This is a genomic window from Pseudomonas sp. 1D4 (genome assembly GCF_001728925.1).
GTDB classification, from domain to species: Bacteria; Pseudomonadota; Gammaproteobacteria; order Pseudomonadales; family Pseudomonadaceae; genus Metapseudomonas; species Metapseudomonas otitidis.
Window position 1 is genome coordinate 1 of the sequence record NZ_LXJQ01000029.1, and the last position, 11,948, is coordinate 11,948.

Annotated in this window: 12 protein-coding genes; 1 reads left to right on the forward strand and 11 read right to left on the reverse strand. The window is 64.5% G+C overall.

Annotation, left to right across the window (positions count from 1 at the left end):
* Nucleotides 1–105: 105 nt before the first annotated feature.
* The 6 genes from ispH to murJ form a co-directional block, all read right to left on the reverse strand.
* Entirely contained in the window at nt 106–1,050 is a 945-nt protein-coding gene (gene ispH, locus A7D27_RS15720) for a 4-hydroxy-3-methylbut-2-enyl diphosphate reductase (protein ID WP_069565398.1), read from the reverse strand.
* 49 nt (nt 1,051–1,099) lie between these two features.
* Nucleotides 1,100–1,552 (reverse strand): peptidylprolyl isomerase, encoded by a 453-nt coding sequence (locus tag A7D27_RS15725; RefSeq protein WP_069565399.1) that lies wholly within the window; start codon nt 1,550–1,552, stop codon nt 1,100–1,102.
* Nucleotides 1,545–2,051 carry a signal peptidase II gene (gene lspA / locus A7D27_RS15730; RefSeq protein WP_069559857.1) on the reverse strand — a complete coding sequence of 169 codons (507 nt, stop codon included), beginning with the start codon at nt 2,049–2,051 and terminating at the stop codon, nt 1,545–1,547. Before lspA ends, A7D27_RS15725 begins: the two co-directional genes overlap by 8 nt.
* The gene (gene ileS / locus A7D27_RS15735) at nt 2,044–4,875 is read right to left on the reverse strand and encodes an isoleucine--tRNA ligase (RefSeq protein WP_069565400.1); all 2,832 of its coding nucleotides are present in this window, start codon (nt 4,873–4,875) and stop codon (nt 2,044–2,046) included. Before ileS ends, lspA begins: the two co-directional genes overlap by 8 nt.
* Before the next feature lie 15 nt (nt 4,876–4,890).
* Nucleotides 4,891–5,829 carry a bifunctional riboflavin kinase/FAD synthetase gene (ribF, locus tag A7D27_RS15740; protein WP_069559859.1) on the reverse strand — a complete coding sequence of 313 codons (939 nt, stop codon included), beginning with the start codon at nt 5,827–5,829 and terminating at the stop codon, nt 4,891–4,893.
* Between the two features lie 105 nt (nt 5,830–5,934).
* Nucleotides 5,935–7,473, reverse strand: a complete 1,539-nt coding sequence (gene murJ / locus A7D27_RS15745; protein ID WP_069565401.1) for a murein biosynthesis integral membrane protein MurJ — start codon at nt 7,471–7,473, stop codon at nt 5,935–5,937.
* A 233-nt stretch (nt 7,474–7,706) separates the two neighbouring features.
* Here murJ and rpsT point away from each other — a divergent pair, with 233 nt between their 5' ends.
* Nucleotides 7,707–7,982 (forward strand): 30S ribosomal protein S20, encoded by a 276-nt coding sequence (gene rpsT / locus A7D27_RS15750; protein ID WP_028629627.1) that lies wholly within the window; start codon nt 7,707–7,709, stop codon nt 7,980–7,982.
* Nucleotides 7,983–8,097: 115 nt separating this feature from the next.
* Here the strand turns inward: rpsT and A7D27_RS15755 are convergent, their stop codons facing one another.
* The 5 genes from A7D27_RS15755 to rplU form a co-directional block, all read right to left on the reverse strand.
* The gene (locus A7D27_RS15755) at nt 8,098–8,562 is read right to left on the reverse strand and encodes a CreA family protein (RefSeq protein WP_069559861.1); all 465 of its coding nucleotides are present in this window, start codon (nt 8,560–8,562) and stop codon (nt 8,098–8,100) included.
* A gap of 12 nt (nt 8,563–8,574) precedes the next feature.
* Nucleotides 8,575–9,693, reverse strand: a complete 1,119-nt coding sequence (gene proB, locus A7D27_RS15760) for a glutamate 5-kinase (protein WP_069559862.1) — start codon at nt 9,691–9,693, stop codon at nt 8,575–8,577.
* A gap of 83 nt (nt 9,694–9,776) precedes the next feature.
* Nucleotides 9,777–10,997 (reverse strand): Obg family GTPase CgtA, encoded by a 1,221-nt coding sequence (cgtA, locus tag A7D27_RS15765; RefSeq protein ID WP_069559863.1) that lies wholly within the window; start codon nt 10,995–10,997, stop codon nt 9,777–9,779.
* A gap of 137 nt (nt 10,998–11,134) precedes the next feature.
* The gene (gene rpmA / locus A7D27_RS15770; RefSeq protein ID WP_044410405.1) at nt 11,135–11,392 is read right to left on the reverse strand and encodes a 50S ribosomal protein L27; all 258 of its coding nucleotides are present in this window, start codon (nt 11,390–11,392) and stop codon (nt 11,135–11,137) included.
* Between the two features lie 24 nt (nt 11,393–11,416).
* The gene (rplU, locus tag A7D27_RS15775) at nt 11,417–11,728 is read right to left on the reverse strand and encodes a 50S ribosomal protein L21 (RefSeq protein WP_044410409.1); all 312 of its coding nucleotides are present in this window, start codon (nt 11,726–11,728) and stop codon (nt 11,417–11,419) included.
* Nucleotides 11,729–11,948: the final 220 nt, after the last annotated feature.

An 11,948-nucleotide genomic window follows, 5' to 3' on the forward strand; every position in this document is an offset into this window, starting at 1 on the left:
GGGGGTTGGTTCGTTTGGTGACTGCCAATCTACCTACCTCCCTGACTGTCAACTCGCTCTTTCCCCTGATTCCGCGAAGAACCGTTTTTTATTCACTGCCGTAGCTCAGATCGCCTTGACCCGCAGCTCCTTGGGCATCGAGAAGGTAACGTTCTCCGGCCGCCCGTCCAGCTCCAGCGCAACCTCGGCGCCCCACTCGCGCAGTTGCTGGATCACGCCCTGCACCAGCACCTCGGGGGCAGAGGCGCCGGCGGTGATGCCGACCCGTTGCACACCGGCGAACCAGCCTTGCTGCAGGTCTTCGGCGCCGTCGATCAGGTAGGCCGGGGTGCCGATGCGCTCGGCAAGTTCGCGCAGGCGGTTGGAGTTGGAGCTGTTGGGGCTGCCCACCACCAGCACCACATCGCTTTCGTCAGCCAGTTGCTTCACCGCGTCCTGGCGGTTCTGGGTGGCGTAGCAGATGTCGTCCTTGCGCGGCCCGCCGATGGAGGGGAAGCGCGCCCGCAGGGCATCGATCACGCGGCTGGTGTCGTCCATGGAAAGGGTCGTCTGGGTGACGAAGGACAGAGCTTCCGGGTTGCGAACCACCAGGCGCTCCACATCGTCCTCGTTCTCCACCAGGTAGATCGCACCGCCATTGGCGGAGTCGTACTGGCCCATGGTGCCTTCCACTTCCGGGTGACCGGCGTGGCCGATCAGCACGCATTCGCGGCCGTCACGGCTGTAGCGGGCCACCTCCATGTGCACCTTGGTCACCAGCGGGCAGGTGGCGTCGAACACCTTGAGGCCGCGGCGCTCGGCCTCCTGGCGCACGGCCTGGGACACACCATGGGCGCTGAAGATGACGATGACGTTGTCCGGCACCTGATCCAGCTCTTCGACGAACACGGCGCCACGGGCGCGCAGGTCTTCGACGACGAACTTGTTGTGCACCACTTCGTGGCGGACGTAGATCGGCGGGCCGAACACTTCCAGCGCACGGTTGACGATCTCGATGGCACGGTCCACGCCGGCACAGAACCCACGGGGGTTGGCGAGTTTGATCTGCATGCTTGTTACCTCCAGGCCTGCCGGCCGCCCTCCCCTGCCGGGAAACGGATCAGAGCGGACGAACCGCCAGGATTTCCACATCGAAGCGCAGCGTCTTGCCGGCCAGCGGGTGGTTGAAGTCTATGGTCACGCGGTCAGCGTCGAAGGCCTTCACGACACCGGGCAACTCGGCGTTGGCGGCATCGTTGAAGATGATCAGCAGGCCTTCGGACAGCTCCATGTCCTGGAACTGGCCACGGGGCATGACCTGGACATTCTGCTCGTTCGGCTGGCCGAAACCCTGCTCGGGGCTGATGGGCAGCTCGCGGCGATCGCCGGCCTTGAGGCCGAACAGCGCATTCTCGAAGCCCGGTAGCAGGTTGCCGTCGCCGACCTTGAAGGTGGCTGGCTGCTTGCCGAAGGTGCTGTCAACCACGTCGCCGTTCTCCAGCTTGATGGCGAAGTTCAGCGTCACTTCACGGTCCGGGCCGATGCGCAGCTCGGTGGCGAGGGACTCAGTCATGGGCGGCTTCTCCGGACTTCTTCGTCTTGAACATATCCAGCGCCAGCATGATGGCGCCGAGGGTGATCGCGGTGTCGGCCAGGTTGAACGCCGGGAAGTACCAGCGGTCCTGCCAGTGCACCAGGATGAAGTCGACCACGTGGCCCAGCACCACGCGGTCGTACAGGTTGCCCAACGCGCCGCCGAGCACGGCGGCCAGGGCGATGGCCAGCCAGGTCTCGTCGGCCTTCAGACGCTTGAGCCAGACCACCAGTACGCCGCTCACCACGATGGCGATGATCGCGAACAGCCAGCGCTGCCAGCCCGAGCTGTCCGCCAGGAAGCTGAAGGCAGCGCCGGTGTTGTAGACGTGGGTCCAGTCGAACCAGCCGGGGATCACCGTGATGCGGGTGTGCTTGGGGATCAGGTCCAGCACTGCCCACTTGGTGCCCTGGTCCAGCAGGAACACCAGGACGCTCAGCAGCAGCCAGCCCAGCCGACCGAAACGGGCCTCAGGCATGGTGGCGAACCTCGCCGGCGCCTTCGATGTTCTCCACGCAACGACCGCACAGCTCCGGGTGCGCCGCGTGGGTGCCGACGTCGGCACGGTGGTGCCAGCAACGACCGCACTTGGCGTGTCCGGACTTGAGAATGCGCAGCTTCAGGCCAGGCACCTCGGTGGCCACGGCCTGCTCCGGCGCCTCGCCCGCCGGGCGGACTTCAGCAGTGGAAGTGATGAGCACGAAGCGCAGCTCGTTGCCCAGCTTGGCCAGATCGGCCTGCAGGGCGTCATCGCCGAACAGGGTGACTTCGGCCTGCAGGTTGCCGCCAATGGCCTTGGCCGAGCGCAGGGCTTCCAGTTCCTTGTTGACCGCCCCTTTCACCGCCATGACGCGGGTCCAGTAGGCCGCATCCAGGGCAAAACCTTCCGGCAGGCGGGCCAGGCCTTCGTACCAGGTGTTCAGCATGACCGACTCGTTGTGCTCACCCGGCAGGTACTGCCAGATCTCCTCAGCGGTGAAGGCCAGGATCGGCGCGATCCAGCGCACCAGCGCCTCGGTGATGTGGAACAGCGCGGTCTGGCAGGAACGACGGGCCACGCTGTCGGCACGGGTGGTGTACTGACGGTCCTTGATGATGTCGAGGTAGAAACCGCCCAGCTCCTGCACGCAGAAGTTGTGCAGCTTCGAGTAGACGTTCCAGAAGCGGTACTCGCCGTAGGCCTCGAGGATCTCGTCCTGCAGGCGGGCAGCGGCGTCCAGCGCCCAGCGATCGAGGTCGAGCATCTGCTCCGGCGGGAGCAGGTCGCGGGCCGGATCGAAACCGTTGAGGTTGGCCAGCATGAAGCGCGCGGTGTTGCGGATACGCCGGTAGGCGTCGGCGCTGCGCTGCAGGATCTGGTCGGAAACGGCCATCTCGCCCGAGTAGTCGGTGGCCGCAACCCACAGACGCAGGATGTCGGCGCCCAGGGTGTTGTTGATCTTCTGCGGCGCCACGGTGTTACCCAGGGATTTGGACATCTTGTGGCCGCGCTCGTCCACGGTGAAGCCATGGGTCAGCAGGCCCTTGTAGGGCGCATGGCCGTCGATGGCGCTGCCGGTCAGCAACGAGGAATGGAACCAGCCGCGGTGCTGGTCGGAACCTTCCAGGTAGAGGTCCGCACGCGGACCGCTGGCGTGGCCTTGCGGGTGCGAACCACGCAGCACGTGCCAATGGGTGGTGCCGGAGTCGAACCAGACGTCCAGGGTGTCGAGGATCTTCTCGTAGTCACCAGCCTCGTCGCCCAACAGCTCGGCCGGCTCCAGCTTGAACCAGGCCTCGATGCCCTGCTGCTCGACGCGCTTGGCCACTTCCTCCATCAGCTCGACGGTGCGCGGGTGCAGCTCGCCGGTGGCCTTGTGCAGGAAGAACGGGATGGGTACGCCCCAGTTGCGCTGGCGCGAGATGCACCAGTCGGGACGGCCGGCGATCATGCTGTGCAGACGTGCCTGGCCCCAGGCCGGGATGAACTGGGTCTGTTCGATGGCCGCCAGGGCGCGCTCGCGCAGGGTGCCGCCCTGGTTGGGCTGCTTGTCCATGCCGACGAACCACTGGGCGGTGGCACGGTAGATCAGCGGGGTCTTGTGGCGCCAGCAGTGCATGTAGCTGTGCTTGATCGCCTCGTGCTTGAGCAGCGCGCCCACTTCTTCCAGCTTGGCGACGATGAGCGGGTTGGCCTTCCAGATGAACTGGCCGCCGAAGAACGGCAGGTCAGCCACATACACACCGTTGCTCTGCACCGGGCTGAGGATGTCGTCGTTGCTCATGCCGTACGCCTTGCAGGTACGGAAGTCGTCTTCACCGTAAGCCGGCGAGGAGTGCACCACACCCGTGCCGGCGCCCAGCTCGACGTACTCGGCCAGGTAGACCGGGGAGAAGCGCTCGTAGAAGGGGTGACGGAAGCGAATGTGCTCCAGCGCCTCGCCCTTGGCAGTGGCGATCACCTGACCTTCCAGGCCATAGCGAGCCAGACAGGACTCCACCAGTTCGGTCGCCAGCACCAGCAGGCGAGCGCCGGTGTCCACCAGGGCGTACTCGAATTCAGGGTGGACGTTCAGCGCCTGGTTGGCCGGGATGGTCCAGGGCGTGGTGGTCCAGATCACGATGGCGGCCGGCTTGGAAAGGCTGGCCAGGCCGAAGGCGGCGGCCAGCTTGTCGGCGTCCTCTACCGGGAAGGCGACGTCGATGGCGTCGGACTGCTTGTCCTTGTACTCAACCTCGGCCTCGGCCAGGGCCGAACCGCAATCGAAGCACCAGTTGACCGGCTTAAGGCCCTTGAACACGAAGCCGCCCTTGACCATCTCGGCCAGGGCGCGAATCTCGCCGGCCTCGTTGGCAAAGTTCATGGTCTTGTAGGGGTTGCCCCAGTCACCCAGCACACCCAGGCGGATGAAGTCGGTCTTCTGCTGCTCGATCTGCTCGGTGGCGTAGGCACGGCACAGCTCACGGACCTTGTCCGCCGGCAGGTTCTTGCCGTGGGTGGTCTCCACCTTGTGCTCGATGGGCAGGCCATGGCAGTCCCAGCCCGGCACATAGGGTGCGTCGTAGCCGGACAGGGTCTTGGAACGGACGATGATGTCCTTGAGGATCTTGTTCAGCGCGTGACCGATGTGGATCTCGCCGTTCGCATAGGGCGGGCCATCGTGCAGGACGAACGTGGGGCGGCCCTCACCGATCTGGCGCAGCTTCTGGTAGAGCCCAATGGAGTCCCAGCGCTGCAGGGTCTCCGGCTCACGCTGGGGAAGACCGGCCTTCATCGGGAATGCCGTTTCCGGCAGGTTGAGGGTCGCTTTGTAATCGGTCATGTCAGTCCAGGCTCATCATTGAAGGTGGGCGCCCTGCCAGTAGGCACGGGCTGCGGCGACGTCCGCGTCGATCGCCGACTTGAGGGCCTCCAGGGAGGCGAAACGCTGCTCTTCGCGCAGCTTGCGGTGGAAGGTGACGCTGAGGCGCCGGTCGTAGAGGCTCGCGGCGAAGTCCAACAGGTGCACTTCCAGATGGGCGTTGCCGTCCCCTTTCACGGTGGGGCGCACGCCGATGTTCGCGACACCAGGCAGGCGCTGGCCATCCAGCTCCACGCTGACCAGGAAGACCCCGGAGAGCGGTACACGGCGTCGCTTGAGTTGCACATTGGCAGTCGGCGTGCCGAGCTGCCGCGCCAGTTTCTGGCCATGCAGGACACGGCCGGTGATGCTGAAGGGCCGCCCGAGCAGGTGCTCGGCCAGCGGGAAGTCGGCGGCGGCCAGGGCCTCGCGGACACGGGTGCTGCTGACCCGCATGCCATCCAGTTCGACGGTGGCAGCGGCCTCGACGGTAAAGCCCTCGGCTGCCCCGGCAGCCTGGAGGAAGGCGAAATCGCCGGCACGATCACAGCCGAAGCGGAAGTCGTCACCGATCTCCAGGTGGTGCACACCCAGCCCTTCCACCAGCACCGCATGGACGAACTCGGCAGCGGACAGCTCGCGCAAGCGCCGGTTGAACGCCAGGCACAGGACGAAATCCACGCCCTCACCGGCCAGCAGCTCGAGCTTGTCGCGCAGGCGCGTCAGGCGGACGGGGGCGGTATCGGGACCGAAGAACTCACGGGGCTGGGGTTCGAAGATCACCACGCAGCTGGGTACGCCCAGCTCGGCCGCACGTTCGCGCAGGCGCTTGAGAATGGCCTGGTGCCCCCGGTGGACGCCGTCGAAATTGCCGATGGTGGCAACGCAGCCCCCGGATCGGGGCCGCAGGTTATGAAGACCTCGGACCAGCTGCATAGCACACGTCTTGTTCACAAAGTGGCCGATTATACGCACAGCCGCGCCATCACAACAGGCACGTCTGACGTGTCGCAAAGCCGCTCTCCGGAGGGCAAGACCCCGCTATCGGACAGCCCGGCGAGCGAAGTGGCGAAGGCGGAAACCCAGCACCGCCAGGGTGGCGAAATAACTGCCGGCACCGGCGACCACCAGCAGCATCAGCCGCGCCAGGCGCTCAGGCATGCCACCGCTGTCCCAGGCCGGCAGCCAGCTCCCCCCCAGCACGAGGATCGCCCCCATCACCGCAACCGCTACCAGCAGCTTGAGCAGGAACACACCCCAGCCCGGTTGGGGCAGAAAAAGACGTTGCCGGCGCAACTGCCAGAACAGCAAGGCGGCGTTGAGACAGGCCGCCAGCCCGATGGCCAGCGCCAGGCCGGCGTGCTGCAACGGCCCGATCAGCACCAGGTTGAGCAACTGGGTCACCACCAGGGTCAGCAGGGCGATACGCACCGGGGTACGGATGTTCTGCCGGGCATAGAAGCCAGGCGCCAGGACCTTCACCAGGATGATCCCGAGCAGACCGACGGCGTAGGCGATCAGCGCACGCTGGGTCATCAGTGCGTCATGGGCGGTGAACTTGCCGTACTGGAACAGCGACACCGTCAGCGGCTCGGCGAGCAGCGCCAGCGCCAGGGCGCAGGGCAGCACCAGCAGGAAACACAGGCGCAGCCCCCAATCCAGCAGCTCGGAATAGGCTGTGCGGTCATCGTTGGCGTAGGTCTTGGCCAGCGACGGCAGCAGGATGGTGCCAAGCGCCACGCCAAGCACGCCGGAGGGCAGCTCCATCAGGCGGTCGGCGTAGTACATCCAGGACACCGAACCGGCCACCAGGAAGGACGCGAAGATGGTGTTGATGATCAGCGAGATCTGGCTTACGGAGACCCCGAAGATGGCCGGCCCCATCTGCTTCAGCACCCGCCAGACGCCGGCATCGCGCAGGTTCAGACGCGGCAGCACGAGCATGCCGATGCGCTTGAGCGCCGGCAGCTGGAACAGCAACTGGGCCAGCCCACCCGCCAGGGTCGCCCAGGCCAGCGCCATCACCGGTGGATGGAAGTAAGGCGTGAGGAACACCGCAAAGACGATCATCGCCACGTTCAGCAGCGTCGGCACGAAGGCCGGCACCGCAAAGCGGTTCCAGGTGTTCAGCACCGCCCCGGCCAGGGACGACAGCGAAATCAGGAAGATATAGGGAAAGGTGACCCGCAAGAGGTCGGTGGTCAGCTCGAACTTCTCCTGGGTGTCAGTGAAGCCCGGAGCGGTGGCATAGATCACCCAGGGTGCTGCAAGAATGCCCAGCGCCGTGACCAGCGCCAGCGCCAGGGTCAGCAGTCCGGCCACATAGGCGATGAAGGTCCGGGTCGCCTCCTCGCCCTGCTGGCTCTTGTACTCCGCCAGGATCGGGACGAAGGCCTGTGAGAAGGCCCCCTCGGCGAAGATCCGCCGCAGCAGGTTGGGCAGCTTGAAGGCAACGAAGAAGGCATCCGTGGCCATGCCGGCACCGAAGGCACGGGCCACGATGGTGTCGCGAACGAAGCCCAGTACCCGCGACAGCATGGTGATGGAGCTGACGGCGGCCAGCGACTTGAGCAGATTCATGACGTAAAGGCTTGCATCCCAGGAGGCCGAAGGAAAGAATGCGCGACCGCAGAAGCCGACGCCCGGGCTGCCCCGGAGCGCGCGAGTGTAGAGCTGCGCAGCGAAGAAATCACGCTGCACGCTCGTCGCCCGCCACGGCAAGGGCACTCAACCGCCCTTGACATCGCCACAGCGCATCGGCATGATTCGCGGCCTTATTTGTTCGTATCCCCCAGTTTCCGAGGAGCTTGACGGTGGCCAATACACCTTCTGCCAAAAAACGCGCGAAACAGGCTGAGAAGCGTCGTAGCCATAACGCCAGCCTGCGCTCCATGGTCCGTACCTACATCAAAAACGTAGTCAAGGCGCTCGACGCCAAGGACCTGCCCAAGGCCCAAGCAGCCTACACCGCTGCTGTACCGGTCATCGACCGCATGGCCGACAAAGGCATCATCCACAAGAACAAGGCTGCTCGTCACAAGAGCCGCCTGAACGCGCACATCAAGGCGCTGGGCCAGGCTGCCGCCTAAGCTCGTTCTTGTACGAAAAACCGGCCTGATGGCCGGTTTTTTATTGCCCGCGATTTGGCACTGCATGTTCACCAGGCAACAAAAAGCCCGGCAAACCGGGCTTTCCATCGTTGACTCAGGGCTTGTTCGGCCAGGGCATGATCGGAATGGCCGTCACCGCGTTCTGCGGACTACCCTCGATGATGCGATCGCTGTAGACCAGATAGACGAGCGTGTTGCGCTTGCGATCGAAGAAGCGCACCACCTGCATGGTCTTGAACACCAGCGACGTACGCTCCTTGAACACTTCCTCGCCATCCTTCAGGTCAGCCGTGAAACGCACAGGCCCCACCTGCCGACAGGCAATGGAGGCCTCCGCGCGATCCTCGGCCAGACCCAGGCCACCTTTCACGCCACCGGTCTTGGCTCGCGACAGGTAGCAGGTCACCCCTTCCACCTTGGGGTCGTCAAACGCCTCGATGACGATCTTGTCATTGGGCCCGAGCCACTTGAACACGGTGGAGACCGACCCGATCTCCTCGGCCGCCGCCAGCATCGGCATCGCAGCCACGGCCGCCAGCAATCCCCTCAGAAGCCTCATGACACCTCCTCGTCAGATCAGGACCAGGTTGTCCCGATGCACCAGCTCAGGCTCACCCATGTAGCCCAGCAGCTTCTCCACCATCTCGGACGACTGGCCAATGATCTTCTGCGCCTCCAGGGCGCTGTAGTTCACCAGGCCACGCGCCACTTCGCCCCCCTCGGGGTCGACGCACACCACCATCTCACCGCGACGGAAGCTGCCCTGCACCGCCTTCACCCCTACCGGCAGCAGACTTTTGTGGTCGGAACGCAACGCCTTCACCGCCCCCGCATCCAGCACCAGGGTGCCGCGGGTCTGCAGGTGGCCCGCCAACCACTGCTTGCGGGCGGCCAGCATGCCGCGCTCGGGCGCCAGGAGCGTACCCAGGCGCTCGCCGCTCTTCAGGCGATCCAGCACGCGCTCGATACGGCCACCGACGATGATCGTGTGCGCCCCGGAGCGCGCCGCCAAGCGCGCCGCACGCAGCTTGGTCTGCATGCCACCGCGCCCCAGCGCACCACCAGTTCCGCCCGCCACGGCATCCAGCGCTGGATCATCGGCACGCGCTTCGAAAATCAGTTGGGCATCGGGGTTGTGACGCGGATCAGCATCGAACATGCCATCGCGATCGGTGAGGATAACGAGCAGGTCCGCCTCCACCAGGTTGGCCACCAGGGCCGCCAGGGTGTCGTTGTCACCGAAGCGGATCTCATCGGTGACAACCGTGTCGTTCTCGTTGATGACGGGAATCACACCCAGATCGACCAGCGCACGCAGGGTGCTGCGCGCATTGAGGTAGCGCTTGCGGTCGGAAAGGTCGTCGTGAGTCAGGAGGATCTGGGCAGTGCCACGGCCATGCTCGGCAAAACTGGATTCCCAGGCCTGCACCAGCCCCATCTGCCCGACGGCAGCCGCAGCCTGCAGCTCGTGCATGGCCTTCGGGCGGGTATTCCAGCCCAACCGGCTCATGCCCGCCGCTACCGCGCCGGACGACACCAGCACCAGTTCGACGCCCGCATTACGCAGCGCCACCATCTGCTCCACCCACACCGCCATGGCATCGCGATCGAGGCCACGCCCATCAGCGGTCAGCAAAGCACTGCCGATCTTCACCACCCAGCGCTGCGCGCCAGTCACCTTGTCCCGCATATCTTCCAACCTTAGCTAGAAAGCCGTGCGGCCCATGGCGCACAGCCTATGGCGATCATCCGGTGCGCCCGAAGGCGCGGTCATCAGGGAACGTAGAAGATCTCCGGCCCGTCGCCGTCGTCCTCATCATCAAAGAAATCATCATCGTCGTCGGCAGCGTCGGCACTCTTCAGGCCGGCACGGCGCAGCGCACGGCGATCATCCAGAGCCTGCAGGCGGGCGCGCGCCTCATCCTCGATGCGCTGGTCCAGCTCGGCGAGCGACTCGGCGTAGGCCGGGTCCTCTTCCATGCGCAGGGTCCGCTCGTCGAGATAACGCATGATCTCCTGGGACAACGCCTCGGTACCTTCGCGCTCCAAGGCGGAAATGACGAAAACAGGCCCTTCCCATTCGAGGCGCTCGATCACCTCTTTCATGCGCGCTTCGCGCTCTTCATCCAGCAACTGGTCAGCCTTGTTCAGCACCAGCCAGCGATCACGCTCGGTCAGCGCCGGGCTGAAGCGTCCCAACTCCTCGACGATGGTCGCAGCCGCCTCGGCCGGATCGCTCTCGTCCAGCGGCGCCATGTCGACGATGTGCAGCAGCAGGCGAGTACGCGCCAGGTGCTTGAGGAAGCGAATCCCCAGGCCGGCACCCTCGGCAGCGCCCTCGATCAACCCCGGAATGTCGGCCACGACGAAGCTCTTGAAGCGCCCGACACTGACCACACCCAGGTTCGGCACCAGGGTGGTGAAGGGGTAATCCGCCACTTTCGGCTTGGCGGCCGACACCGCGCGGATGAAGGTGCTCTTGCCCGCGTTCGGCAGCCCCAGCAGACCGACGTCAGCCAGCACCTTCAACTCCAGCTTGAGGTCACGGGACTCGCCCGGCTTGCCCTTGGTGGTCTGGCGCGGCGCGCGGTTGGTACTGGACTTGAAGCGGGTGTTACCCAAACCATGCCAACCACCCTGAGCCACCAGCAGGCGCTGACCAGGCACGGTCAGGTCACCGATGATCTCCTGGGTACCGGCATCGATCACCGTGGTGCCAACCGGCACCGGCAGGACGAGGTCTTCGCCCTTGCGGCCGGTGCAGTCCTTGCTGCCGCCGTTCTCGCCACGCTGGGCATCGAAACGACGGGTATAGCGGTAATCCACCAGGGTGTTGAGGTTCGGATCGGCTTCCATGTACACGGAACCGCCGTCGCCACCATCGCCACCGTTGGGGCCGCCTTTCTCAATGAATTTTTCGCGACGGAAACTCATCAGGCCATTGCCGCCGTCGCCTGCTTTTACAAAGATCGAAACTTCATCGACGAATTTCATCAGGAAGCCTCCCGCCACGGTGGCGGGCCAATTAAAAAGGAACACAAGGATACAGGGAGCCGGCGCTATGCGCAGTTTCCGCTGTCAGAAACAAAAAAGCCCCGTCGCGAGACAGGGCTTTTGCAGCGAGATCGCGATCAGGCCGCGACGACGCTCACGTACTTGCGACCGAAGGCGCCTTTGACCTCGAACTTCACAACGCCGTCCACTTTCGCGAACAGGGTGTGGTCCTTGCCCAGGCCAACGCCAACGCCTGCGTGGAACTTGGTGCCACGCTGACGAACGATGATGTTGCCAGCCTTGATGACTTGGCCGCCGTACAGTTTCACGCCAAGGCGTTTACTTTCTGAGTCGCGACCGTTGCGGGTAGAACCGCCAGCTTTTTTGTGTGCCATGAGTCAAATCCTCCAAAAAGGAAATTAGGCCTGGATGCCGGTGATCTTGATTTCAGTGAACCACTGGCGGTGGCCCTGACGCTTCATGTGGTGCTTACGACGACGGAACTTGATGATGCGAACCTTGTCGTGACGGCCTTGAGAGACCACTTCGGCAACCACTTTGGCGCCATCGACAACCGGAGCGCCGATTTTCACGTCGTCGCCATTGCCGATCAGCAGAACGCGATCGAAAGTCACGGATTCGCCAGTGGCGACTTCCAGCTTCTCGATCTTCAGGAATTCACCTTCAGCGACTTTGTACTGCTTGCCGCCGGTAACGATAACTGCGTACATGGATTTTCTCCGTTAAACCTGCTCACCCGACGCTTTATAGAAAGAGGAATGGGTCGGCATGGCTGCATGGGGCCGGAACTGGAACCCGTGCAATTGCGTAAGGCAGGGAAATGCCCAAGGAAGTTCAGGGGCCGCGATTGTACGCAAGCCGCAAAAGCCGCGCAAGCACCGGCGGGGCTTGCCTTGACAGCCCCCTACCCGCCCCCTAGCATGCCGCGCA